24 protein-coding genes are annotated in these 24,023 nt (G+C 56.3%); 8 read left to right on the plus strand and 16 right to left on the minus strand.

From position 1 onward, the window contains the following. Positions 1-10: 10 nt before the first annotated feature. Genes NZ705_03055 through NZ705_03065 form a run of 3 tightly spaced genes read right to left on the minus strand, consistent with a single transcriptional unit; the run spans position 11 to position 3,730 of the window. On the minus strand, positions 11-853 hold the full coding sequence (locus NZ705_03055; GenBank protein ID MCS7291938.1) for an RNA methyltransferase: 843 nt from the start codon (positions 851-853) through the stop codon (positions 11-13). Beyond that, complete coding sequence (locus NZ705_03060) at positions 784-1,512, minus strand: succinate dehydrogenase/fumarate reductase iron-sulfur subunit (GenBank protein MCS7291939.1); 729 nt, start codon at positions 1,510-1,512, stop codon at positions 784-786. Before NZ705_03060 ends, NZ705_03055 begins: the two co-directional genes overlap by 70 nt. Before the next feature lie 25 nt (positions 1,513-1,537). Beyond that, on the minus strand, positions 1,538-3,730 hold the full coding sequence (locus tag NZ705_03065) for a hypothetical protein (GenBank protein MCS7291940.1): 2,193 nt from the start codon (positions 3,728-3,730) through the stop codon (positions 1,538-1,540). Between the two features lie 82 nt (positions 3,731-3,812). Here NZ705_03065 and NZ705_03070 point away from each other — a divergent pair, with 82 nt between their 5' ends. After that, positions 3,813-5,063: a 2-oxo acid dehydrogenase subunit E2 gene (locus tag NZ705_03070; GenBank protein ID MCS7291941.1), complete on the plus strand. Its 1,251-nt coding sequence runs from the start codon at positions 3,813-3,815 to the stop codon at positions 5,061-5,063. On the opposite strand, the gene NZ705_03075 is transcribed toward NZ705_03070, so the two are convergent. The 5 genes from NZ705_03075 to def all read right to left on the minus strand — a co-directional run bounded on the left by NZ705_03075 (position 5,045) and on the right by def (position 9,119). Continuing rightward, complete coding sequence (locus tag NZ705_03075; protein MCS7291942.1) at positions 5,045-6,106, minus strand: aromatic ring-hydroxylating dioxygenase subunit alpha; 1,062 nt, start codon at positions 6,104-6,106, stop codon at positions 5,045-5,047. The genes NZ705_03070 and NZ705_03075 overlap by 19 nt on opposite strands. An 83-nt stretch (positions 6,107-6,189) precedes the next feature. Then, positions 6,190-6,945: a hypothetical protein gene (locus NZ705_03080; protein MCS7291943.1), complete on the minus strand. Its 756-nt coding sequence runs from the start codon at positions 6,943-6,945 to the stop codon at positions 6,190-6,192. After that, positions 6,945-8,141, minus strand: a complete 1,197-nt coding sequence (locus tag NZ705_03085) for a bifunctional oligoribonuclease/PAP phosphatase NrnA (GenBank protein ID MCS7291944.1) — start codon at positions 8,139-8,141, stop codon at positions 6,945-6,947. Before NZ705_03085 ends, NZ705_03080 begins: the two co-directional genes overlap by 1 nt. A gap of 214 nt (positions 8,142-8,355) precedes the next feature. Then, positions 8,356-8,556 carry a hypothetical protein gene (locus tag NZ705_03090; protein ID MCS7291945.1) on the minus strand — a complete coding sequence of 67 codons (201 nt, stop codon included), beginning with the start codon at positions 8,554-8,556 and terminating at the stop codon, positions 8,356-8,358. Next, on the minus strand, positions 8,553-9,119 hold the full coding sequence (gene def / locus NZ705_03095; GenBank protein MCS7291946.1) for a peptide deformylase: 567 nt from the start codon (positions 9,117-9,119) through the stop codon (positions 8,553-8,555). Before def ends, NZ705_03090 begins: the two co-directional genes overlap by 4 nt. Before the next feature lie 155 nt (positions 9,120-9,274). On the opposite strand from def, the gene NZ705_03100 reads away from it, so the two are divergent. The 5 genes from NZ705_03100 to NZ705_03120 all read left to right on the plus strand — a co-directional run bounded on the left by NZ705_03100 (position 9,275) and on the right by NZ705_03120 (position 12,062). Further along, positions 9,275-9,472, plus strand: a complete 198-nt coding sequence (locus tag NZ705_03100; GenBank protein MCS7291947.1) for a hypothetical protein — start codon at positions 9,275-9,277, stop codon at positions 9,470-9,472. A gap of 5 nt (positions 9,473-9,477) precedes the next feature. Continuing rightward, the gene (locus NZ705_03105) at positions 9,478-10,197 is read left to right on the plus strand and encodes a response regulator transcription factor (protein MCS7291948.1); all 720 of its coding nucleotides are present in this window, start codon (positions 9,478-9,480) and stop codon (positions 10,195-10,197) included. 5 nt (positions 10,198-10,202) lie between these two features. Next, positions 10,203-10,760: an alpha/beta hydrolase gene (locus NZ705_03110; protein MCS7291949.1), complete on the plus strand. Its 558-nt coding sequence runs from the start codon at positions 10,203-10,205 to the stop codon at positions 10,758-10,760. After that, entirely contained in the window at positions 10,761-11,657 is an 897-nt protein-coding gene (locus NZ705_03115) for a TIGR01777 family oxidoreductase (protein ID MCS7291950.1), read from the plus strand. A gap of 96 nt (positions 11,658-11,753) precedes the next feature. Then, positions 11,754-12,062, plus strand: coding sequence for a hypothetical protein (locus NZ705_03120; GenBank protein ID MCS7291951.1), 309 nt, complete (start codon positions 11,754-11,756; stop codon positions 12,060-12,062). A 164-nt stretch (positions 12,063-12,226) separates the two neighbouring features. On the opposite strand, the gene NZ705_03125 is transcribed toward NZ705_03120, so the two are convergent. The 7 genes from NZ705_03125 to NZ705_03155 form a co-directional block, all read right to left on the minus strand. Beyond that, positions 12,227-13,576 carry a class I SAM-dependent methyltransferase gene (locus NZ705_03125; protein MCS7291952.1) on the minus strand — a complete coding sequence of 450 codons (1,350 nt, stop codon included), beginning with the start codon at positions 13,574-13,576 and terminating at the stop codon, positions 12,227-12,229. A gap of 710 nt (positions 13,577-14,286) precedes the next feature. Next, positions 14,287-14,526 carry a hypothetical protein gene (locus NZ705_03130; GenBank protein MCS7291953.1) on the minus strand — a complete coding sequence of 80 codons (240 nt, stop codon included), beginning with the start codon at positions 14,524-14,526 and terminating at the stop codon, positions 14,287-14,289. A 287-nt stretch (positions 14,527-14,813) separates the two neighbouring features. Then, complete coding sequence (locus NZ705_03135) at positions 14,814-15,041, minus strand: hypothetical protein (protein ID MCS7291954.1); 228 nt, start codon at positions 15,039-15,041, stop codon at positions 14,814-14,816. Positions 15,042-15,149: 108 nt separating this feature from the next. After that, the gene (locus NZ705_03140) at positions 15,150-16,412 is read right to left on the minus strand and encodes a glycosyltransferase (GenBank protein ID MCS7291955.1); all 1,263 of its coding nucleotides are present in this window, start codon (positions 16,410-16,412) and stop codon (positions 15,150-15,152) included. A gap of 215 nt (positions 16,413-16,627) precedes the next feature. Beyond that, on the minus strand, positions 16,628-18,040 hold the full coding sequence (locus NZ705_03145; protein ID MCS7291956.1) for an MBL fold metallo-hydrolase: 1,413 nt from the start codon (positions 18,038-18,040) through the stop codon (positions 16,628-16,630). A 6-nt stretch (positions 18,041-18,046) separates the two neighbouring features. Then, complete coding sequence (gene metK / locus NZ705_03150; protein MCS7291957.1) at positions 18,047-19,312, minus strand: methionine adenosyltransferase; 1,266 nt, start codon at positions 19,310-19,312, stop codon at positions 18,047-18,049. A gap of 70 nt (positions 19,313-19,382) precedes the next feature. Then, the gene (locus NZ705_03155; GenBank protein MCS7291958.1) at positions 19,383-19,649 is read right to left on the minus strand and encodes an acylphosphatase; all 267 of its coding nucleotides are present in this window, start codon (positions 19,647-19,649) and stop codon (positions 19,383-19,385) included. Positions 19,650-19,700: 51 nt separating this feature from the next. Here NZ705_03155 and htpG point away from each other — a divergent pair, with 51 nt between their 5' ends. Both htpG and hemW read left to right on the plus strand, forming a co-directional pair. Further along, a complete protein-coding gene (gene htpG, locus NZ705_03160; protein ID MCS7291959.1) occupies positions 19,701-21,584 on the plus strand; it encodes a molecular chaperone HtpG in 1,884 nt (627 codons plus the stop codon). After that, positions 21,584-22,792, plus strand: a complete 1,209-nt coding sequence (hemW, locus tag NZ705_03165) for a radical SAM family heme chaperone HemW (protein ID MCS7291960.1) — start codon at positions 21,584-21,586, stop codon at positions 22,790-22,792. The genes htpG and hemW overlap by 1 nt, the downstream gene beginning before the upstream one ends. Here the strand turns inward: hemW and dxr are convergent. Further along, complete coding sequence (gene dxr, locus NZ705_03170) at positions 22,707-23,936, minus strand: 1-deoxy-D-xylulose-5-phosphate reductoisomerase (protein ID MCS7291961.1); 1,230 nt, start codon at positions 23,934-23,936, stop codon at positions 22,707-22,709. The genes hemW and dxr overlap by 86 nt on opposite strands. Positions 23,937-24,023 lie beyond the last annotated feature (87 nt).

Here is a 24,023-nt window from a genome sequence, read left to right on the forward strand (position 1 = left end):
GCCAATTTTTTTAACTTGTCCAGCGCTGGCGCCAAGCCTCGTACAGGCAAACGGCGGCGGCCACCGCCACGTTCAAGGATTCGACTCCCGGTTGCTGGGGAATCCGCACCACCTGGTCGGCGACCTGTAACCAGGCGGCGGGCAAGCCCTGAGCTTCGTTTCCCAGCAGCAAGAGCGTAGGCCGTCGCCAATCCACCTGCCAGTAAATCTGGTCGCCCTGGGCATCGGCGGCGATCACCTGCACCTGCTGTTGCCGGTAGAGCTGCAGAACGGCTAGGGGGTCGTGACACACAACGGGCGGGCAACGGAACCATTGACCCGCCGCCGCGCGCAGGACTTTGGGATGGTAGGGGTCCACGCTGTCGTCCGTCAACCAGAACTGGGTCACCCCCACCGCCGCCGCTGTGCGAATCAAGGTGCCCACGTTCCCTGGGTCCTGCAACCGGTTGCCCAATAGATGCAGCCAACCCACAAGGGGTTGGGATGGAGCGGTGGGGATGGGCGCGACAGCCACGACGCCATCGGGATGGACGGTTGTGGCCAGCACCTCCAGCACCGCTGGACTCACGGGTTGGGCAATCCCCGGCGGCAACCGGCCGAGCAACTCGGGATGGTGTTCCGCCCAGGCCGACGTGTAGCAAACCTGTTTCAGGGCAACGCCTTGGTTGAGGGCTTCGCTGAGCAAATGCGTCCCTTCCAGTAAAAACTCCCCTCTTTCTCGGCGTCCCCTGGCAGTGTGGAGCAAACGAATCTGCTGCACCAGGGGGTTCCGACGGCTGGTGATCACCACCACGAACGCCAGTACTGCCGTCGCAGGCGGGCAATCACCGTCAAGGGAATGCGTTGGGGGCACACTGCTGCACACTCACCGTGGTTGGAACAATGCCCAAAACCCTCCGCGTCCATTTGGGCTGTCATCTGCCGCACCCGCTGCGCCGCCTCCAGTTGACCCTGGGGCAAAAGGCTGAGATGGGTAATTTTTGCCCCAACAAACAGCGCTGCCGACTGATTGGGACAAGCCGCCACACAGGCGCCACAGCCGATGCAGGTTGCCGCCTGAAACGCTCGTTCCGCTGTCGAGGCCGGAATCGGGATCGTGTTGGCCTCGGGGGCGCTGCCCACGTTGACGCTGATGTAGCCGCCCTGGGCCATGATCCGGTCAAAGGCGCTGCGGTCCACCACCAGATCCCGCACCACTGGAAACCCTGGAAATGGCTCGAGCGTCAGCGTTTGACCCGTGCGAAATTGCCGCATATACACCTGGCAGGTGGTCAGCCCCGCTTGCCCGTGGGGAATACCATTGACCAATATCCCGCAACTGCCGCAGATCCCTTCCCGGCAATCACTCTCAAACGCCACCGGTTCCTGTCCGCGCTTGATCAAGGCTTCATTGAGTTGGTCCAGGGTTTCCAGGAGCGACCACTGGGGAGAAACCTCCGGAAGCGAGTAAGTCATCCAGCGCCCCGGCTGTTGGGGACCCGATTGCCGCCAGATTCGCAGGGTGATGTGCATGTGGGGAATTGGGTCGCCATTAGTTTCAATTATTACAGGCACAGGTGAAGGACGAGTTCTGGGCTAAGTAGCGTTCCCACATTTGCCAGAGCATCCGGTCAAATTCACGAGCGAATTGGCGGGCATTCCACAGGGGCGACGTGCGACGCGACAGGAACAACGTTTGCCGCACCCGCCGGCGCAGTTCGGCATCTGTCCCTAAACGAATTCCCCACTCGACATATTCCTGAGCGTTCCAGGCAATGCCCTCCTGCACCCCGCAATTCACCAGGAAACTGTAGCTATTGCGGGCCGCGTACTGTTGCCCTACGCGCGTCACCAAAGGCACCCCAACCCACAGCGCCTCTAGGGTCGTCGTTGCGCCGTTGTAGGGATAGGTATCCAAAATCACATCGGCAATGGCCATATTGGCGCGGTGAATGTACTCATTAGGGTCGCGCTCCAGGAATTTCAAACGGTCGGGATTCACGCCCTGTTCCTGCGCCAAATCACAGAAAAATTCTTGGATGCCCTGCTGGTCCCCTAGCCCCTTGATGAGCAGATAACTATTCGGGACTTCCCGGAGAATATCGAGTTGCAAGCGCACCGTTTCGTAATGGCGTTTGTAACTGATTTGAGCACTGTAGAAAACGGTGGCCTCTGCAGGAATCCCCAGGTTATCCCGGCGCAAGGTTGGCACTCCCACTTCAAATCCATCTACGGCAATATAGCAGTGCGGCAACCGCCAGAGGGTTTCGCTGTAGTGCGCTTGAGCATCTTCAGGTAACACATACGGATCCACAACAAAGTAATCCACTGTAGGCGAACCCATTGCATCCCAGCCAAGCCAATCCACGAGCACCGGCGCTGGTTTATAGGCCAGAACTTCGCCAATCACATTGAGCGTTACACTGTCCAAATCAATCAGGATGTCAATGCCGTCTTGATAGATTTGTTTAGCCATCTGGTTGGGGTCTCGGTAATAGTGGCACGCGACCGATTTTGGGAGCAAGAACTCATGGGCAAAACCATCCGGCTGTTGCGTAAGCGAATACATATAAATATCCAACTTTTGCCGGTCACAGTAGCGCAGATACCAGCGCAGCAGCCAGCCCACTGAATGCCGTTTCAAGGTATGGGACAAAAAGCCCACCCGCAGTTTTTCCCGCTGACGAGGCGCATGGGTAAAGACGGTGATTTTCTTCTGTAAACAGGCGGTAACTTGACTGACAAATGCCCGTTTCAAGCGCTGGTTGTTTACCAGGTCATCGCGCAGGTAGGGCAGCCAAAATGGAATATTAAAAGGCCAAGTCCCACTCAACATATTCTCAAAACTTTGCGGTGTGCATTGGGTCAGTCGTTCCAGGGTATCAATGTATCTCTGGCCAGTTTCATAAACTTCTTGGTTGGTTCTACTGCGTACGTACAGCAACCCCTGCAGCATGGTTGCAAGGGATTGTAGCTGGTTCAGGAAGGTGCCCTGCTGCTGGGATAACTCGCAAAGTTGCCGTGCTTTTTCCAACCCTATGCGGTATTCTTTCAATCGATAGAGAATACCCACCAAAAAATATTGGTAATCCCAGTTTTGGGGTTCCTTTTCAATACACCATTCCAGTAGGGTGCGTGCCATCGGAGTGTTGCCATTTTCATGGTATTGGAGAATAGCGCTTAAAAAAACTCCATAGGTGAAATGAGGGACATAGGCCTGTCCCAGGTCCAGCAGGGCTTGATGCCAAGGCTGTAGCGTCTCACCAGGGATTTTCTGGAGGATGAGATGCAGGGTGTCCCCCAGGAGCTTGGTATTTACTTTTTCAGGCGGCAGGCGGCGAATCTGCTCAGGGAGATTCAGCGCTTCCAAACGGGCAAAGTCCTGTCGTTGCGCTAGGAATTCTGCAAACAATAGGAGATTTTCAGTGTCCTCGGGCGCCACCTCCCAAATCCACTGCCGCAACCAACCGGCTAGAGGGGTATCCTCCTGTTCCTGGTACTGGTCGGCGACTTGCTTGAGCACCTGGAAAACCTGCACCGTAGCCGTTTCCTCCAAATGCAGCAGGGCGTGCAACCAAAGTGCTTGCGCCGCCTCGATATCTTCCTGGGCGAGATAGCCAATCAACCCGTAAGCATAGGCGCTGGGTGCCTGGGGGTCTTGTGCTAGCCAGTCTTGAACGTAGTCGACAAGTTCCTGGTAAGACTGCTTGGCGAGATAGCTCTGGGCCTGGGCTTCTCGCATGATTGGCATCAGTGCGACCCGTCGAGACTCCTCTATGATAGTGGTTCCTGAAACGGTTACAATCAAGCATGGTTCTTTGTCGGATGTCCCCATGATCCACCCGTTTGTGATGCCGGTTTTGAGTTCCACGATGACCGAGGGCAAAATTGTCGCCTGGCTAAAGCAGGTGGGTGATTACGTCAAGGCCCATGAAAACATTGTGGTGGTGGAATCCGACAAATCCGACATGGAGGCTGAATCGTTCCAGGAGGGCTATCTAGCAGCGATTTTACTGCCGGCGGGTGCCCAAGCGCCGACTGGTACGCCCATTGCCCTGATCGCCGACACGGTGGAGGAAATGCAGCAGGTGCAGCAAAACCCTGAAAAGTATCTCGCTGAGTTGCAAGGGGAAACCGCATCGTCTGCTGCGACGCCAGTAGCGACGGAAACCCCTCGCCCTGCAGCGGCGGTATCGCGGGCGACCAACGGGCGCGTGATTGCTTCCCCCCGCGCCAAGAAGTTGGCCAAGGAACACCAAGTGGATCTGCGTCAGATCCAGGGAAGCGGTCCCTACGGACGGATTACGGCTGAGGATGTCCTGAAAGTCGTGGCACCCCAAACGGCTACACCCGCAGCACCTGTCACTCCCGTCCCCCGAACGCCTGAAAAAACGCCGCTGGTCCTTGAGGGGGGCACCCTGACGCCGCTCAATACCCTGCAACAGGCGGTGGTGCGAAATATGGTAGCCAGCCTGGCCGTGCCCGTGTTCCGAGTGACCTACGCCATCACCACCGACGCCCTAGACGCCCTATACCGGCAAATCAAGGGCAAAGGGGTGACCATGACAGCCCTGCTGGCAAAGGCGGTGGCGCTGACCCTAGCGAACCACCCGCTGCTCAACAGTCGCTACACCGAGCAAGGGATTTACCAGCCCGAAGGGATTCACATTGCCGTCGCTGTAGCCATGGAGGACGGCGGTTTGATCACCCCTGTACTTGCCAACCCCCACCAGCAGGACATCTACAGCCTCTCTCGCACCTGGCAAGACTTGGTGCAGCGGGCGCGGGCGAAACAACTGCAACCCCACGAGTACAACAGCGGGACATTTACCCTATCGAATCTGGGGATGTTCGGTGTGGAACAGTTTGACGCCATCTTACCTCCTAACCAGGGAGCCATTCTTGCTGTGGGGGCAGCCCAACCCGAAGTGGTCGCCCTTGAAGATGGCTGTATTGCGGTGCGACGCCGGATGCGGGTGACCCTCACCTGCGACCACCGGGTGATTTACGGTGCCCATGCGGCGGCCTTTTTGCAGGATTTGGCGAAACTCATTGAAACCAACGCTCAGTCCCTAGTGCTGTAGGCCTGTTGATAGACCAGTTTTTGCACCGCGCCGATGACCGGGTTGATCTCCCAATTGCGTCGCCGGGGGTCTTCTAGGTACGCCTGCTGCTCCTGCTCCATCATCGCCACGTCCTCGCGGAGCAAGCCCTGGAGGAAGCCTCTGGCGGCATTGAAACAGCGGTTTTTCACCCAGCGGCGGAACCAGACCGGCAGGCGATGCAAACCCCGAAACGCCCCCAGCGAGACCGTATGCACCAGATAGGCACGGGTTTCGGTGGCGTGGACCGGCACTATCAGGCAGTACAGCCGAAAGTCCTGGCCCAACCAAGCGTGCCAGTGGGGATACTCGTAGCGCACCACGAGGGAAGTCAAAAACCGCTGGCGCAAGGGAGGAATAAACAGTTGAATGACCGACCAAGGCCGTTTGACTTGGAAATAGCACTCGGCTTGATATTCCGCCTCAACCCAAGCTGGTCCAGCGTTCCTTTTGCACAAAACGGCGTTGCCCCACGGTTGAAAATAACGGTGCAAGTGGCCGTGATACATATCCATTAAATTTTCTACCAGGAATGAGAAATGGGCGCGGAACTGGAAGGGGGCCACGCTCACAACGTAGTTCAAATGATCCCATTCAAATAAATCTGGAGGTTGCGTCTGGAGCGCTTGGTCCAGGTCACCGGGAAAAATCCAAATAAACCCCTGTTTTTCCTGCACAGGATAACAACGTAAACGACAGGGGGGCAACTTCTGGGATTCCCTCAGGTAGGGAATGGCGACACAGCGGCCTTGACCGTCAAATTGCCAACCGTGATAGACGCACACAATGGCGTCGCTTTGCACATAGCCGCTGCTGAGTTGAACGCCCCGATGGGGACAACGATTTTCTAGGGCGTGAACTTCGCCCTGCTGGTTGCGAAATAGGACGATTTTTTGACCCCAGATTTGCACCGCTAAAGGCTTTTTCCCCAGTTCTCGACTGAGGGCAACGGCGTACCAATAATTCAAATTGACCGGCGCTGTTCTTAATTGCTCTAACCGGGGCACGCCCGCTGATGGCTCCATCTCTTTCTCGCGCACGCCTCAATGCCTGATAGGATAGCATTGGGGGGGTAGGGAGTTGTAGGGAATTTGCGGCGTTATTGGTCCTAGGTTTGCGTTGCCAAGGTGTAGGATGGCTTGGTCAAAAGCTGGGCAGCTTGTTGAGCTAACTCCGCCAGCCCACAGGGTTCAACCGTGAGCTGGGGGGTCAACCGCGCCGTCACCAGGGGATTTACCAGCAGGAATTCCTGATGCAGTGGCGTGCCCAACACCTCGACCACCCCCAGCAGGACCCGCTGGAACAGGTAACGGGGAACGGCGAGGTCGAAGCAGAAGGGAACGGGACCTGGCTGGCCGCCGAGCAGGGGGTGTTGGAGCTGCATCACCAGCGCCCTTTGCAAAGGGTCGTGCAGCCGGAAGGACAAGGCCTGGCCTGTGGTCACCCACCCCTGGAGTCGTAGCGTCTGATGCCAGGGAAATTGGCAGCGGTAATGCCAGTGCAGGGCCAACACCTGGGGCGGACAAGGCTCTAGCGTGATCTGTAAACTCAGCCCGTCCCCCCAGGACTCCCAAGTGCGGTTGGGTTTTTCTACCCAGCAGCGCAACCGCCATTGCCCCGCCTCCCACCGGGTCCAGGGCAACAACAGGGCCATTCCTCGCCGGTTGACCCGCACCTCCTGGTGTCGCACGCGCTGGCGACCGGTCCTTGTGGGCCAGAACCATTCCACCGTTACGCTTCCCGGTTGGACCACGGGAGTGCGCCCCCACAAGCGATAAACGCCCGGCACGAGGGGTTGCTTCCCCCCCAACCCGCAATAGCTTCGGGGGGCGTCCTGTCGCTGCAGCAGAAATTGCCAGGCCATCAGGTCACCGGCGCCGGTCGGTCAGGATTGATCAACCGCAGGAGCTTTTGCTTGATTTGGGTGTCGTACACTTCCCACTTCAAATTGGCGTAGTTGGGGTTGTCGTTTAGGCCGGCCAGGAACCCCATCGGGATTTCAAACCCGCCCGCTTGGGAACGCCCACCGCCGAAAAAGCGTCCCTGCGGATCATGCCCAAAGGCCTCCTTCAAAAATTCGTCCGGGTCCAGGGTTAATTTGGTCGTGCGCAAAGACCCAATCACCAATTCCCGCTCCCGGTCCTTGTCATAGACAATCCCATAGACCACCGCCGTGTGGACATTGTCTTCGGTCACCAGGAAGTCCGCCGCCTGAGGAATGGCGTCGCGGGCGTCGTAGCGCAGATACCCTACCCCCGCCAGGGAGAAGTTGTTCTGGATAATGCGGTTTTTCAAGGCCCGCTCGATCACATCCATCGCCTGCTTGCTGCGATTGACCTGCAGGATGGAACGCAACAACTGCGGGTCGTGGTAGCGGGTGAGGTAGGCCACCGCCAGCAAGTCCTCCTCCTGGGCCTGGAGTAACGCCTGGGTGTCGGAACGGATGCCGTGGATCAGAGCCGTGGCGCACTTGACGTGGTCACTCACGTTGCGGTCGAGCACTAGCAGCTCTCCCTGCAGGTACTGGGTGAGAATAGTGGCCGTGGCCTTGACGTTGGGCCGGATGTCTACAAATTCCGCTGCTATTTCCCCCTGGGAGTGATGGTCAATCACCGCAATCACCGGCAACTGTATCTGCCGCACCCAGGGCGTCAACTGGCTGGTCGCCCCCTGGTTGTCAATGAACACGCACCCCTGGTAACAACTCCAATCCCGGTCCTTCAGGGTGGTGGGGGACCAATTTTGCACCGGCATCCCCGTTAACTTCACCAGCGCAATGTTTTCTTGATGGCTGATGATCCCCGTATAGACCAGGTCACAGCGGATGTCGTACTGCTGCGCAATCAGCAGGTAGGCCCAGGCCGACGACAGGGCATCGGGGTCTGGAAAATCCTGCAAAATCACCAAGTGCCGCTCCCCACTGTGGCGGGTCAAGACTCGGTGCAATTCCTCCAAACGGTGGTCGTTAAAGTGACGGACACGGGTCGTTAGCGTTGCCCCGTTCAGGTTTGGACCGTTGGTGGGTACAATCAACAAGCTGTTCTCACGGGATTCAGCCATCGGCGTCTCCGTCGGCGCCCCCTCGACCTTTGACTGTGGATTGGGAGATTCAGTCGGTTCGTTGCTCATAGGAATTGACCTAGGACAAACAGATAGGCCCTATCCATTCACTTTGCCCCTTGTCCTTGTCCCTAGGGTACCCTAGCTGTCCTTGGCTAGAGACTCCCACCCTTTATCCTAACCCATCCCCGGCCCTTGACGACAGGGGGGTGAGCTACTCCTGCCGAGCTGAGCGCACCGCCGCCCAGAAACAAGCAACTCCCGTTGGGATACTCAGCACCAAAATCGTCCAGGTCAAGGGCACACCCAACGGCGGCTGGCCGTAACCCAGTTCAAACATGCAACCCACGGCTGCGATGGCTGCAACACAGGATCCCGCCAAAAATAGGCCACTTACCGGCGTCAAGGGACTCATCGCACTCGCCGCACATCCGCTAGGGAGAACCGGTGCTTGCTCAACTCCCGCGCTAGAGCCAGGGGGTTTTCCACCCGGTCCACAAACATCACCCCCTGCAGGTGGTCCATCTCGTGCAACACCACCCGCGCCAGCAAATCCGTAAACTGTCGCCGCTGCCATCGCCCCCACTCGTCCCGGTAACTCACAGTCACCTGGGCGGGTCGTTTCACCGGCAAAAACACCCCCGGAATGCTCAAACAACCCTCTTCGCCTACCACCCATTCCTCACTTTGGGCTTCAATCACTGGATTGACCAGCACCAGCGGGGGGGTAGCTGCATTATCCGGTTCCGTGTCCACCACGATCACCTGCTTCAGAATCCCCACCTGGGGCGCTGCCAGTCCAATTCCCTCCCGGCTATACATCGTCTGCAACATCTGCACCGCCAAGTCTCGCAGCTCTTGGTTCACCTGGGGCACTCGCTTGGCAGTCTGCCGCAAAACCTTACTCCCGAGTACCTCCACCCGTAACGGCGGGGCAGCCAATTTTGTCTTCTCAACCGGCAGGGCCGCTGTCGTCATGCAATATCAACTCACAAATCCTGTTTTTTACTGTAGCATGGGGATAGGCCGACCGGGAGAGATAACAGACGTACTGGTTTCAGCTTCCGGCCAATCCCGAACGGGTTCCCCAGTACGTCAACCTTACCCTGGCCAATCAACTCAACGACGACGGCGTGATTGACGTTGGCTTTCTGGACCCGTTCTGTCTGCCCTCAAGAGTTGAACCCAGCGGCGTGCTGGTGCAACTGGTGGCGCGGGTAGCGATGAACATCCGGGTGGTTGAACAACTATACCAACGGCTGCACCAAACTCTAGTGCAACGCTGTCATCGGTCTCCCTCCCTTAACCCCAACGGAACCGGTAAACCCTAACGTCTATGGCGCTGCTGTTGGTGGAAGATGACCTGGACTTAGCGGAACCCTTGACTGCGCTCCTAGCCCAACAGGGGTACCAGGTGACAGCGGTGCGCGACGGCGAAACGGCCTATGGATTGGTTAAACAACATCACTACGAACTGCTGATTTTGGATTGGCTGTTGCCCCGCCTCGATGGCCTAACGCTCTGTCAACGGCTGCGACGGGAAGGGGTGACCACGCCGGTTTTGTTTCTCACCGCCCGCGATGGGGTGACCGACCGGGTCCAGGGTCTCGATGCCGGTGCTGACGACTATCTGGTTAAACCCTTTGCTTTTGCCGAATTGGCCGCCCGTGTGCGGGCTTTGCTGCGCCGACCGCCGCCGACCTCACCTACCCGGTTGCAGGTGGGGGATTTGGTGTTACTGCCGGAGCAACGCCTGGCCTACCGGGGCGACCGCCCGATTGTACTTTCCGAAAAAGAAACCCAATTGCTAGCGCTGTTGCTGCAACAACCGGGGCAAATTCTTTCCCACACCCAGCTCCTAGCTTGCCTGTGGCCGGGGGAAACGCCTGACCGGAATTTGCTGGCCGCCCACATCCGCCTGTTGCGCCGCAAGCTGGAGGCCCAGGGGGAACCGCCAGTCATCCAGACCGCCTATGGACGGGGCTACGGGCTGCTGGTGCCGGGGGCCGACCGGGCTATGATAAAAGGCGTGGGTCGTGATGGTAAAGCGAGGTGAACAGGATGCGTCTCAAGCACGGGGTGTGGGGAATAGGTGTGGCGTTGGCCTTGGGAATGGTGGCCTTGCCGGCGCAAGCGGCTCGAACCGTGAACTTTTGGTTCAATATTTTTGAGGTGGCCAGCATTTCGGTGCCGGATTTGCGGCGGTTTGTGGATAAGAATGAACTGTCGCCTTCGCTGCGACGGACGCTGCAGCTGTTGCCGGAGCGAGACCGGCAGGGGTTTGAACAGGTGTTGCGGTTCAAGCTGTCCCTAGAGCCACGGCAAGTCATTCGGCTGGTGGACTCGCCGTCGGTGGAGCAGGTCTTGATGCAAATTCCACCCGTGTTTTTGCCTAACCAATCGCCGTCGGTGATGCCAGGTCTCAAGGGAGCGCTCATCCTAGCTTCGATTCCCCGAGAGCGGGGGGGTTTTCGGGACAAGGATGGGTTTGGCCTGGTGAACGTGCTGGAGGCCTACCCGGCGCAGGAAATGAATCTGGATATTCCGGCGTTGTTGCGTTTAGGCCAGCAGGGGTTAGACCTGCAACGGCTGCTCGGGGGCGGTTTACTGTCACGTTAAATGACGGTTCTGGTTACGGGGGCGACGGGGTTTATCGGGTCGCGGTTGGTGCACCGGTTGTTGATCGAAGGGGAGTCGGTGCGCGTGTTAACCCGATCACCGGCGCGGGCACAGGCCTTGTTCCCTCAAGCTCAGGTGTTCCCCTGGACGGCGATTACGGAAGCGGTTGAGGGTTGTACGGCGGTGGTGAATCTGGCCGGCGAACCCATCATCGGGCGGTGGACGCCTGTGCGCAAGCAGGCCATCCTCGACAGCCGCATTAGTGGAACCCGGCAACTGGTGACCGCCATCGGTCAAGCGCAGCAGCGTCCCCAGGTGCTCATCAATGCGTCAGCCATTGGCTACTACGGGGCCAGTGAAACCGCTACCTTCACAGAAGAAAGTCCCCCCGGCAATGACTTTCTGGCGCAGGTGTGTCAGGCCTGGGAGCAGGCGGCGCAGCCCGTGCAGAACCTGGGGGTGCGGTTAGTGATTTTTCGCATCGGCATTGTGCTGGGGTTGGGCGGTGCAATTCGCCGGATTTTACCGCCGTTTCGAGCGTTTTTGGGGGGTCCGATTGGGTCCGGTCGCCAGTGGTTTGCCTGGATTCATCAGGACGACATGGTGAACTTGATTTTAACCGCCCTGTGGGATGAAGGCTGGTCGGGAGTTTACAACGCCACGGCTCCCAATCCGGTACGCATGGCCGAGTTTTGCCAAACCCTAGGGCGAGTTTTGCAGCGCCCTTCCTGGTTGCCGGTGCCGGGCGTCGTGTTAGAACTGTTGCTAGGAGATGCGGCGCAAGTGATTCTCACGGGTCAACGGGTATTGCCAGCGCGGGTTCAGGCCATGGGGTTTACCTACCAGTACCCCACGCTGTTGCCGGCGTTACAGGACATCCTCGGGTCTGAAAAATAACGGGAGATAACAATTCATTACGGTCCTGTTGGCATTGACCACAAAGGGCCATGGGCGTTGCTAGGTTAAAAACGATGCGCAGCAATGGGGATGGGGATGAAACGGTGGGCGGATGCCTGGATTGACCAGTGGTGTCGGGAACAGGGCTGGAGTGAATGGATGGCTGTGGAGGGGACCTACTGGGCGTTTCCTCCCCAAGCAGTGATGCCGGTGCCGATTCCCGAGGAAGCTCTGCGCCAGCTCAAGACGACCCACGGCTTGTCTCCCCAGGAGCGGTGGGTTGTGGGACTGCTGGGGATAAGTGGGCTAGCGGCGGTTCTGGGGACCTGGTATAGCCACTGTCCGCTGCCGCTAGTAGGCGCGTTCATCCTGGGCGCCCTCCTGACCGCCGCCTGGGAAGATTAGAAGATAGCGTTTCCCGTAATTCCGCTCCCAGAGAGTGTAACCAGGGCACCTGCAATTTGGCGAAGGTCAAAAGTCTTCCCGTTGTTGGCTCGCTCTCTAACAAACTTTGGCTACACGTTCCAGGCTAACTTGACGGATTCTCGGCACAGTCGAGCGTGGAGATATCAACTGTCCGTAGCATCGCTGTCCGACTCATCAGTCAGCAGCACGTAAAGATACCGATTCAGAAATAACAGCAGTTCGCGCAACATACCTGCCGCTTGTTCTTCCGATAGCGGCTCTAACGTAAGCAAATCACGGGGATAAAGTTGCAACCATCGTTGGAGTAAATTTTGGAATGGCTGGGGACCTTCAAACAAGGGCCACAAAGCTCCGAGAGCAATTGCGTCAAGCTGCACCTCTTCGATTTGGAAGAGACCTTTTACCGGTACTTTCAGATAGTCCGACAACAGAAGCGGCAGGCCACTTTGTAAACGTGATTTCCAGGCCTGTTGAACCTTTTCATGACAGAGCTGGGGATGGAGAGAAACCAGTGGTTGTTCCGAAGGAGAAACAGGGGACGCCGGCTGTGGATGACCGCACCACAAATCCAGCAGGCGTTCGTTGGGGTGTAGTAAGTTCAGAAGATGCAAAATTTCCGCCGGACTTGCTCCATCAATCGCCAGTGCCAACGCCGCAGGAAGATTTTCCGGGTCTTTGAAAAGCGACGGCAAACGCCAAACCGGCCAATGCACCATTTCAATAAATTCCAATCCCGCCGCTTCCAAACAGGCAAAAAACTCAGGAATGGTAAACCCCTTATCTCCCTGGAGCAGGTGGTTCATCAGGATAAATTCGGAGAGTTTCTCATTGAGTTTATCCCCCAAACTTTTTCGGTCTCGGTTCTCCCAGGTTACCCTCTTAACATAAACTTCATCGGCCAGTTGTTCCATAATTTCATAAACTGTCTGGACTTCAAACTCCTCAGGATTATCCCGCATCAGCCCTAAAAGACTAAAAAACTCCTGAGCTTGGAAAAAGTATTGACGCTGGTAGCGATTGTGAACATTGACCCGCAGAATACCCTGGGCCTTGAGAACCTGTTTTAGAGCTGTTAAAATTTCTACTGGATTGGGAACCAATGTCAGCACTTCATCACAATTGATGTAGTCAAATTTCAGCCCCAATTCGCTAACATTCTCAATCATTAAGACATGAAATTCACAGTTGGAAATTTGGTGAAATTCTAGGCGTTTACGGGCTAATTCAATCGACGCTTCCGATAGGTCAATGCCCACCACCCGCGCGCCTGGATTCGCCAGCGCCAGCGCTAAGGCCTTGTACCCTGAGCCGCAACCCGCATCTAAAATGGTCACCTCCTGGGGAGGTCGCTTCCGATAGCGTAAATAGTAGGGTGTTGTTAGGTTGTGAATAAACAAGGTATCCAAATCGTCTTTGGGCGATGTCTCTAGGGATATGCGCGGGTAGGGCCCGTAATCAAATTGCTGGCGAATTTTTTCTAAAATCTCATCCATATCAACCAGCAAACGGTTAAGTTTTTAAATCAGTATAACCGAAAATGGGAGTATCGCTAGGCATGAACTGGCTTAAAACAATCGGAAATTTGTGGTTCACTGGGCTGTGTTCCTGACGGGTCATCCTGCGTAGGCTATCCGTAGGAGGCGTGTGGCTGGCATTGGGGAGAGTCAGGGGATAGGGCGCTGGAGACGACGGCTTAGGTTTTGGGGAGTGGTTAGATGGGTCGAGTACGATCTTACGGTCTATCCCATCACCGAAGCGATGGCCGCAGCCGCCCTTGCTCCAGGAGTTAACCGTTGAATTTACCAGCACTAGCGGTAGGTTTCGCAAATTCTATGAAGGGTAGGTAGTGCTATGTAAGTAATGATGTATTATAGTGGTGGATGAAGTTGAATATAATGCCGATGTGATTTTCTAGGTTTTTAGAAAAGGACAGAGTTTTCCTCGTCAAGCGACTCACTCGCTGTCGAAGCGTGTTGTTGAAGCGCTCAATCAAGGACGTCTTACCACTCCCTTCGACACCGACTTCGTGTTGGGATTTCGGAATCACCCGCCGATAAACTGGCCAAGAATCAGTATAAAATTTTGCCCGTTTTCGCCAAACAGTTGGCACTCTCTTCCATAATTTTTTTGCTGTCTCTATGCTTCTGTCTCCCACACAGGCGGCTACAATCATACGTGTCTTCCTCTCGGGAACTACCCAGAGCTACTGGAGATGCTTTTTTGAGCCGCAAAACGACCATATCTTGTCGCATTCCAGCTCTATCTCTTCATCGTCACCGAGCTGAATATCCATCATTTCTGACGTATAAATTGCCTTTTGCTTTACATATTTATACAGCCAAGATTGTGAAATGCCAGTCACCCGTGAGATGGCGGCAATTGAAAGTTGCTCTGACAGGTCACCTTTGTGCTCCAGAAATGTTTTTTTTCTGGCTTCAGGCATAAATTGCCGATGGCATTTATAGCAGATATAACGCTGTTTTCCATAGCTAAGCACAGAATGCTTGACATAGGCAGCAACCGGAACCCTACATGTTTCCCTGTTGGTTGTTGGTTGCTTCTCAAGCGCGGCAACCTAAATGTTTCCTGCTATAGCAACACGTTCATTATATGACAACCTTAAAAAGCTTAGCTATAGACCACATAGACCACCTGCTTTGGTGGTATCTGTTTGATTAACTCACCATAAGCCTGTCGCTCTTGCGGGCATAGCCTATCTTTTGCAGGGCTTTAACTCACACCGAAGTGAGCAGCCATCTCCCGTTGATCCACAAACCGCTGCAATGCTTCCAGGTCCTTCAGTTTATGACTATAGCCTTTTTGATAGCCTTCCTTAGGGTGGACATCTCCCGTTTCAGACCATTGGTTGAGCCAACATTGTAACGTGCGATATCTCACTTCAACCAGTGTCGCACCCCCTCCCCCAGCTTTCCGACGTGGCTCCGTGCTGTAAGGCATAGACATCGCTTCGTAACCCATTAGCCTTATTCCACGTCAGACTAAATGTTTTTGGCCATGGATCAACTTTCAGTACTCGCTCAATAACGAGGTTTTTTCATTTGAATTTTAGGAACAGCCATGGTCGCATAACAATCTCTTCCAGTCACCTACTAGTTTCTGCATATCAAAGTTTTTAGCTCTCTCTATTGACCTTTCTGAATAGCTTTTCCTTAGTGCTTCGTTTCTAAGAAGTTCTGCTAAGGTTTTTACCCATGTTTTCTCTTTTTCATCTAACGGTTCATTCATCATAGAGTATCTTGTTCCAAGGACGGGCATAAGGATGCCATATCGCGCAAGTTCAGGCTCTTTCGTCTCATATTCGGGGTCTGTCTCCGGTGCCAAGATTTCTCTAGGACCCGATTTGCAGTCAGCAGAAACGATGGGTAAACCACAAGCCATAGCTTCTAGTATTGCGTTAGGCAAACCCTCCCAGAGGGATGGAAACACAAAAAGAGTCGACCTTGCTATGAACTTGAAGGGGTTCTTCTGAAAACCTACCAGGTAAACGTCGGCATCCTGCTCCAGACCCTCTATGTCCCAAGCACAAGTTCTGAGGCCAAGTGATCTGGAAAAATCCACTAGGGAATCTTTAAGCTCTCCTTCTCCAAGAATTACAAGCTTCAGCTCTGGAAAAGATTTTTTAAGTTCTCTGAGCATTCTCAATAAATGCCATTGACCCTTTTGCTGGGTTAGCCTACCCATGTTTAAAAGGGTGGGAGATGAAAAAATTTTTTGGTATTCTCCTAGGGGTTCTAGCATATTTCTTTGGATTTTTGAAAGGGAAATTGGGTTGTAAATCGTTATCAATTTTCTGTTATCTATGCCAAAGTTTCTAATAAGATCAGTCCTTAAGACTTTTGATACTGCAACCATGAGATCTGCCCTATTGTATACAGACTTCATTACCAACTTATAAAGTAGTAGGGTAACCTTTCTATCAAATTTACTATCTTTTGTATATACATCTTCACAAAGTTCCAATGAATAATAGTTGTGAAAAGACAGGATGACCTTGTCCTTGCCCTTGGTAAGTATATTTAAAAGGTTTGCCGGTTCAAGTAGGCTAACGGATAGACACACATTCATCCTTTTCTTTAGCTCCTTAAGTTTAAAGAACCTAAAAGCTAAGGTCAGAAACTTCTTAATAAAGCCCTTCGAGCTAGGAGAGTTCAAGGATATCACCTTGCTCGCCGGTATATCATATGGAAGTTCCTTACGGTCAAAGACAACTATGTAGTCAAAACCCAACTCCCTGAGTAGATTTACGGCCACTCGTTGAGCACCACCCTTTGATAAGGAATTAATGATGAGAATTTTGTTAGCTTTCATCCCTTACTCCTGCCAGGCGCAGATATATTTAAGCTAAACTCCATCGGCCACCACCCACTCAAAATCCTGGTCCGTCTGGAATGAGCTGCAGCAAATCCCAAGCAGCATTATAGGTGGCGGTGATAATGCTGAGCAGCGGCTTCCCGTTCGTCATTACTCCCCAGCGCCATACCCTGCGAGACCGTCGTTCCCCACCATGACTCCGGTTGCCTTCATTATCGCTTGGCCGATTCCCGATACAACTCCTGCACCTGCCATCCCCGTCGTCGCCAGCGCCATATCAACCGGCCTGCCTCCACAAACTCCCGCCACCGTCGCGCCCAAATCCCCAGGTAACGGGGCTGCAAATGCCGCCAAAGGGGCAAGTAGTCGTTTTCCCAGGCATCCAACAACGACAGGAACAGGCGCACCTCCAGCCAGGAGGCCCCAGCACCCAAGCGAATCCGCAAGCGTTTGGACGGCCCCCAAGTGGAAAACATGCGCTTGTGGCAGCAGTCATTGACCACCAGCGCTGGCACCGTGATGGTGAGCGTGGCCTCTATCGGTGCGGTCAAACAACGCACCTGGCGTCGCCGAAAATCCAGCAACCAGTAGTGGTCTTTCCCCTGCTGGATGTGGAAAAGAACAGTCATGCGAGAAATTTTAGGCAACGCCGGAGGCAAGGCCGCCAAGAGACGGGTGAAATACTGTTCAAATGCCTGGTAATCCGGTTGCACCTGCGCCTCCTGGGCGTACTGTCTTTCCAGGGTGGGCTGGTATTTTTGGGCCAGGGTGTGGATGTATTCTTCCGCCTTTTGGTAATCGAATTCCCGCAGGGTAAATCCCGTTTGCTCCGACCAGGAACTCCCCGGCGGCATCACTACACATTGCGCAGGTAACCCTCGTTCCTGGGCAGTTCGGTTAAAGTATTCGGCAAGGGCCGCTGGGGAAACCGCCGTGCGGTTAAAGTGGCGGGTCTCCCGGTGTAGAAAGCAGCTATTGCTGGCAAAGGGGACCGCATAGCGCGCCCGGACGTTCAAGCAAAATTCTGTGAACTCGGCGATGTAGTGCTGGGGGGAACGAAACGCCCCAAACCGGTCGGGGTAGCCCTCGATGCAATAGGGAATTGCCGACGCGCTGGAAAAACTGCGAAACGCAAAGTCAATCTTGGGAAAGCGCTTTTTGAGCTGCTGCAACGGCAACCCGAAAATTTTACAGTCGTTGGCGTTCAACAGGGTCGTTTGCCCGTTGGTGAGCACCACCGCCGAATCCACCGTAATCCCGAATTGAAACGAAGATAACCACAGGTTGGCTCCCAAGCGCACCGTGGCTCCGTGGGGAATTTCCCGGATGTTTCTAAACCCCAGCGCCCGCAGGTCCTCCACCATGCGACGGGTATGCACCAACGGCACCAGGATGGGGGTATCCCGGTCAAAATAGCGCAGCGACGGCCCGTGAAAGTGGTCCCAGTGCAAATGGGTGATGTAGATGTAATCGGGTCGCAGGTTGTCAATCAACTCGCGCGGAGGTTCGGGGAAAAGCCACCAACTGCGCCAGTAGCAGGACCCGCGCAGCCAGGGGTCTATCACCACCGAGACGTTTCCTTCTTCCACCCACAGTCCCGCGTGACTCAGGATGGTAAAACGCATGGACCGTCAGGACACCCCCGAAGCTGACAGGGCCGCTGCTTGCAACTCCTGACTTAACTCGATGTGTTCCCAAGGCAAATCCAGGTCCAACCGCCCGAAATGCCCGTAGGTGGCCACGTCCTGGTAAAACCGCCCGCCGCGCTCGCGGGGCAAATCCCGCAGGTGGAATTTTTGGATCAGGCCCTCGGGGCGCAGCTCCACATATTTTTGGATCAGGTCCAACAGCACCGACTCGGGGACCCGTCCCGTGCCAAAGGTTTCCACCAGGATACTCACGGGCCGCGCCTTGCCGATGGCGTAACTCACCTGCACTTCACACCGCCGTGCTAGCCCCGCCGCCACGATATTTTTTGCCGCAAACCGGCACCCATAGGCCGCGGAACGGTCCACCTTGGTGGGGTCCTTGCCGGAGAACGCCCCGCCGCCGTGCCGCGCGTAGCCGCCGTAGGTATCCACAATGATCTTGCGCCCAGTTAAGCCCGAATCACCGCAGGGGCCGCCCGTCACAAATTTCCCCGTCGGATTGACCAGGAATTTCGTGCGGGCATCGGGGCGCACCGCCGTATCGCTGAACACCGGCAACACCACCGCCTCCCACAGGTCGCTTTTGATCCGAGCCTGCACCGCATCGTTGCTGGTCAAGTCGCCAATTGTGGGGTCGTGCTGGGTGGAAATCAGGATGGTGTCAATCCCCACCGGCTGGAAGTCTTCGTAGATCACCGTCACCTGGGTCTTGCCGTCGGGCCGCAGATAGGGCAATTCCCCCAGCTTGCGGACCTGGGCCAACCGCCGCGCCAACCGGTGCGCCAAAGCAATCGGCAAGGGCATCAACTCCGGCGTCTCATCGCAGGCAAACCCAAACATCAATCCCTGGTCGCCCGCACCCGTCTGGTCCAAGGGGTCCAAGCTGCCATCCGCCCGTTGCTCCAAGGCCCGGTCCACCCCCTGAGCAATCTCCGGCGACTGCGCATCCATCAACACCTGCACCCGGCACTGGTCGCTGGAAAACCCATACTCGGGGTTGGTGTAGCCAATTTCCGCAATCTTCCGCTTGGCCCACCGCTCGTAATCCGCCGCCGTCACCTGCGCCTGTGTCTGCACTTCTCCTAGGATGATCAGGTCGTTGTTTTTGACCACCACTTCGGCGGCCACCCGGCTGTAGGGGTCGCGGGTGAGCAACTCATCCACAATCGTGTCGGAAATCTGGTCACACAGTTTGTCTGGATGCCCTTCGGTGACTGACTCTGACGTAAACAGGTAACGGCGTGGCAATGGTTGGACCCCCGAAACTCAATTTAGTTTTCTAAGCTACCAGAGAGACGACCTCGGCGACAAGCGCAGGTCAACGGACGTGAAAGCCTGGCGGCACCGGCGCTGCGTAGGGTTCCACCACCACCGAAGTCACGTGCGCCGCCGGCGGCCCGTGGTGGCACCAGGCCAGCATCGTCTCGACCGCCTCTGACGCGCCGGCAAACACCGCCCACACCCGTCCATCAGGCAAGTTCTGCACCCAACCGTCTAGGCCGAGCTGCAGAGCCTGCTGACGAGTCGCCGCGCGAAAACCCACCCCCTGCACCCGTCCGGAAATCCACACCTGTACGGCTTGCATGGACCTGCCTAGAATGAATATGCCCATTCGTTACCCTAGCAGGTGGGGGTCATGTTCGAGCAAGGCACCATTACGATTCACACACAAAATATTTTTCCCATCATCAAAAAGTCCTTGTATTCGGACCACGAAGTCTTTTTGCGGGAACTGGTCTCCAACGGGGTGGACGCCATCGAAAAATTGAAAATGGTGGCCTATGCGGGTGAAACGGAACTGGGGGATTTTCAACCGGAAATTGTAATTGCGATTGATAAGGACAAGCGCCAGCTCAGTATCAGCGATAACGGCATCGGGATGACCGCCGACGAGGTGAAGAAATATATCAACCAGGTGGCTTTTTCCAGCGCTGAGGAATTTATTCAGAAATACCAGGCGGGCGACCGACCCCTGATTGGGCACTTTGGGCTGGGGTTTTACTCGGCGTTCATGGTGGCGCAACAGGTGGAGATTGACACGCTGTCCTACAGAAAAGATGCGGAAGCGGTCCATTGGACCTGCAGCGGCTCGCCGGAATTTACCCTGCGTTCTTCAGAGCGCCAGCAGCGAGGGACTACGGTGACCCTGACGCTGATGGAGGGGGAGGAGGAATACCTAGAACCGTCGCGGATCCGGGAACTGGTGAAAAAATACTGCGATTTTCTGCCGGTGCCCATCAAGTTAAACGGGGAAGTCCTGAACCGGCAACGGGCGATCTGGCGCGAGTCCCCTAGCAGTCTCAGCGAACAGGATTACTTGGAGTTTTATCGCTACCTCTATCCCCTGCAGGAGGAGCCGCTGCTTTGGGTGCATTTGCAGACCGATTACCCCTTTTTGCTCAACGGCATTCTCTATTTCCCTAAACTGCAACCGGACATTGACGTCACCCGCAGCCAGCTCAAGCTCTTTTGCAACCAGGTCTTTGTCAGCGACCACTGTGAAGAAATCCTGCCTCGGTTTCTGCTGCCGATGCGGGGCGTCATTGACAGCCCCGACATTCCCTTGAACGTTTCCCGCAGCGCCCTGCAAATGGACCGGACGGTGCGCCGCATTGGGGATTTCATTGCCAAGAAAGTGGCAGACCGCCTACGGGAATTGTTTGAGGGGGATTTTGACCGCTACACCCGCATCTGGCCCGACCTGGGACTGTTTGTGAAATACGGTTGCATCAATGACGAAAAGTTCAAAAAACAGGTGCAGGAGATTCTCATCTATCGCACGACGGCGGCGTTGCCTGCACCCAACGGCCAGGGCGATGCCACGTTCCATTACACCACGCTGCAGGGCTATCTAGACCGAGCTAAGGGACGGCACGACAACCGCGTGTTTTACGCCACCGACGAAGCGGCGCAGGCGACCTATATTGCCCTGCACCAGAGCCAGGGGCTCGAGGTGCTGTTTATGGATAGCTTCATCGACCCCCACTTTATCCACTTCCTAGAGCGGGAGTACCCCAACGTCAAATTCAGCCGGGTGGATGCGGACCTGGACGCTCGCTTGCTCGATACCAACAAGGCGGCGGAAATCATTGACCCCCGAACCAACAAAACCCGCGCGCAACTGGTGCAGGAACTTTTCCAGACCTATCTCGAAAAACCGAAGGTCACGATTCGCACCGAATCCCTGACGGGTGCCGCGCCGCCGGCGATGATCTTGCTGCCGGAAGCCCTGCGACGCCTGCGGGATATGACGGCTCTGTTCCAGCAACAAAAACCGGACTTTCCGGAAGAGCACACGCTGGTGGTGAACCTGGCCCATCCGTTAGTGGACAACCTGGTGCGACTGGCGCAGGAGACGGTGGTGGCTGGGTCGCGGGAGACGCTGCTGCGGAATCTGTGCCGGCACATCTATGACCTGGCCATGCTGGCCCAAAAGCCTCTGGACCCAGAAGGCATGAAGGCGTTTGTGGAGCGGGCCAGTGACGTGTTGACGCAACTGACCACGCCGGGAGCGGTTTGATGGCCCAGGCGGCCTACGTTCATATCCCCTTTTGCCGCCAGCGCTGCCATTACTGCGACTTTCCAGTGGTAGTGGATGCGCGGGTGGATTCCCCCTGGCGCGCGGCCTACCTGGCGGCTCTGGTGCGGGAGATCCAGCTAACGCCGGCGGTGGGGGGGCCGCTCACGTCAGTCTTTTTTGGCGGTGGGACGCCCTCGTTGCTCACGCCTGCCGAACTTGCCTCTGTCTTGCAAGCGCTAGAGCGTCAGTTTGGGTTTGCCGAGGGCATCGAAATCTCCCTGGAAGCCGACCCTGGCACGCCGGGAATTGCCTACCTACGGGATTACCAGCGACTGGGGGTCAATCGCTTGAGCGTGGGGGTGCAGAGTTTTACGCCCCAGCTCTTGCGCGCGAGTGGCCGAACCCACACAGTGGAAGACATCGCCGAGGCCGTGGCGCAAATTCATCGATGCGGCTGGGAAAACTGGAATTTGGATTTGCTGCAGGGCCTGCCCGGGCAGACACTCGCCGATTGGCAAGCCGATTTGACCCAAGCCGTGCGGGCCCAACCGACTCATCTTTCCACGTACGACTTGACGCTGGAACCCAAGACCCGTTTTTACCGAGCGGTGCAGCGGGGGCAACTGGCCCTGCCGGATGAGGCACTCACGGCGCAGATGTACGAAATGGCCCATGCCTTCTTGGAAAGCCACGGCTACGAGCACTACGAGATTTCCAACTATGCGCGACCGGGGTACCAGTGCCGGCACAACTTGACCTACTGGCGCAACCAACCCTACTACGGGTTTGGCCTGGGAGCGACGAGCTATGTCAATCAAGTGCGTTTTCAGCGGCCCACCACCCTGCGTGGGTATTTCCAGTGGGTGGAGCAGCAGGCACAGCGGGGTGTGGTGCAGTACCCAGACCCCCCCCTGACGCCTGAAGAGACGCTTATCGAGGGGCTGTTGCTAGGACTGCGGCTGAAGGAGGGAGTGTCTCTGGCAGACCTGCTCCAAAACGTTCCCGAGCCAGCCCGTTCCCTCTACCACACCCGCATCCAACAAACCCTGCAGGCGTACGCCGACGTCAAATGGGTGGGCCATGCCGGAGCGCGCTGGTTTCTCCTGGCACCCCAGGGGTTTCTCATGGCGAACACGGTTTTGGTCCAGGTGTGGCAAGCGATGGAGACAGGGGCACCACCACCGGCGCTGACGTTGTCCAGCGCTTGAGCACGTAGTCCCGCGCCCAGGCATCCGCCGCCAGCAGCTCCTCCAGGGTGGGGTTGGACCGATTCGACGGCGCGTAAGCAGCGCAGGCCTGCTCAATCAACCGGGGAATGTCGTTAAACCCAATCTTTTCGGCGAGAAACAGGTTCACCGCCTGTTCGTTGGCCGCATTCAACACCGCCGGCATGGCACCCCCTGCCCGACCCGCCGCGTATGCCAACTGCATACAGGGATACTTCTGGTGGTCCGGCGCCCGAAACGTCAGACTGCCGATGCTGACCAAATCCAGGGGCCTCCAGGGGGTGGGCAACCGCTCCGGCCAGGACAAGCTATACAGCAAGGGCAAGCGCATATCCGGCCAGCCCAACTGCGCCAGGACTGACGTATCCTGCAACTCGACCAGCGAATGCACAATGCTCTGGGGATGGATCACGATGTCGATGTGGTCGTAGTCCAGGCCGAACAGGAAATGGGCCTCGATGACCTCCAACCCCTTGTTCATCAACGTGGCCGAATCAATCGTGATTTTTTGGCCCATGTTCCAGTTGGGGTGTCTCAGGGCATCGGCAACCGTGACCTGGGCCAGTTTCTCCAGCGGCCAGTCTCGAAACGCACCCCCCGACGCCGTCAAGATAATGCGCCGTAATCCCCCTGGCGGCACGCCCTGCAAACACTGGAAAATCGCCGAATGTTCCGAATCCGCCGGCAATAATTTCACGCCGTATTCTGCTAGCAGGGGTAAGATCACTGGGCCACCGGCAATCAGGGTTTCCTTGTTAGCCAAGGCGATGTGTTTTCCCGCGCGAATCGCGGCAATCGTAGGCAAGAGACCAGCGCACCCCACGATCCCTGTGACCACCATCTCTGCATCCCCGTAGGCGGCCACTTCCGCAATTCCTTCTGCACCCGCCAGCAAGCGGGGTTGGGGGTCCACTGTCGCAATCGCCGCCTGCAATTCCGGGAGCAACTCAGCGTCTTGAATCGCCACCACTTCTGGGCGAAACTGCTGAACCTGCCGGGCCAACCGACCAATGTTGCGTCCCGCCGTTAGCCCCACCACCTGAAACCGCTCGGGGTACTGGGCCACGATGTCCAGCGTCTGCGTCCCAATCGAACCCGTTGACCCCAAAACGGTAATCCGCTTCACACGCGCTCCCAATCGCTACAGCACTCCCCTTTCACCCTATCACCCACGTTCCCTATCGGCAAGAGACTATAAAAAAATTCGGAAGGT

The organism is Gloeomargarita sp. SKYB120, assembly GCA_025062155.1.
Classification (GTDB): Bacteria; Cyanobacteriota; Cyanobacteriia; order Gloeomargaritales; family Gloeomargaritaceae; genus Gloeomargarita.

Bases quoted from the DNA above. Each gene is read 5' to 3' on its own strand.
- NZ705_03060 (MCS7291939.1), bottom strand. From the start codon at position 1,512: ATGCACATCACCCTGCGAATCTGGCGGCAATCGGGTCCCCAACAGCCG.
- NZ705_03065 (MCS7291940.1), bottom strand. From the start codon at position 3,730: ATGCCAATCATGCGAGAAGCCCAGGCCCAGAGCTATCTCGCCAAGCAG.
- NZ705_03070 (MCS7291941.1), top strand. From the start codon at position 3,813: ATGATCCACCCGTTTGTGATGCCGGTTTTGAGTTCCACGATGACCGAG.
- NZ705_03075 (MCS7291942.1), bottom strand. From the start codon at position 6,106: ATGGAGCCATCAGCGGGCGTGCCCCGGTTAGAGCAATTAAGAACAGCG.
- NZ705_03080 (MCS7291943.1), bottom strand. From the start codon at position 6,945: ATGGCCTGGCAATTTCTGCTGCAGCGACAGGACGCCCCCCGAAGCTAT.
- NZ705_03085 (MCS7291944.1), bottom strand. From the start codon at position 8,141: ATGGCTGAATCCCGTGAGAACAGCTTGTTGATTGTACCCACCAACGGT.
- NZ705_03090 (MCS7291945.1), bottom strand. From the start codon at position 8,556: ATGAGTCCCTTGACGCCGGTAAGTGGCCTATTTTTGGCGGGATCCTGT.
- def (MCS7291946.1), bottom strand. From the start codon at position 9,119: ATGACGACAGCGGCCCTGCCGGTTGAGAAGACAAAATTGGCTGCCCCG.
- NZ705_03105 (MCS7291948.1), top strand. From the start codon at position 9,478: ATGGCGCTGCTGTTGGTGGAAGATGACCTGGACTTAGCGGAACCCTTG.
- NZ705_03110 (MCS7291949.1), top strand. From the start codon at position 10,203: ATGCGTCTCAAGCACGGGGTGTGGGGAATAGGTGTGGCGTTGGCCTTG.
- NZ705_03115 (MCS7291950.1), top strand. From the start codon at position 10,761: ATGACGGTTCTGGTTACGGGGGCGACGGGGTTTATCGGGTCGCGGTTG.
- NZ705_03120 (MCS7291951.1), top strand. From the start codon at position 11,754: ATGAAACGGTGGGCGGATGCCTGGATTGACCAGTGGTGTCGGGAACAG.
- NZ705_03125 (MCS7291952.1), bottom strand. From the start codon at position 13,576: ATGGATGAGATTTTAGAAAAAATTCGCCAGCAATTTGATTACGGGCCC.
- NZ705_03130 (MCS7291953.1), bottom strand. From the start codon at position 14,526: ATGCCTGAAGCCAGAAAAAAAACATTTCTGGAGCACAAAGGTGACCTG.
- NZ705_03135 (MCS7291954.1), bottom strand. From the start codon at position 15,041: ATGCCTTACAGCACGGAGCCACGTCGGAAAGCTGGGGGAGGGGGTGCG.
- NZ705_03140 (MCS7291955.1), bottom strand. From the start codon at position 16,412: ATGAAAGCTAACAAAATTCTCATCATTAATTCCTTATCAAAGGGTGGT.
- NZ705_03145 (MCS7291956.1), bottom strand. From the start codon at position 18,040: ATGCGTTTTACCATCCTGAGTCACGCGGGACTGTGGGTGGAAGAAGGA.
- NZ705_03155 (MCS7291958.1), bottom strand. From the start codon at position 19,649: ATGCAAGCCGTACAGGTGTGGATTTCCGGACGGGTGCAGGGGGTGGGT.
- htpG (MCS7291959.1), top strand. From the start codon at position 19,701: ATGTTCGAGCAAGGCACCATTACGATTCACACACAAAATATTTTTCCC.
- hemW (MCS7291960.1), top strand. From the start codon at position 21,584: ATGGCCCAGGCGGCCTACGTTCATATCCCCTTTTGCCGCCAGCGCTGC.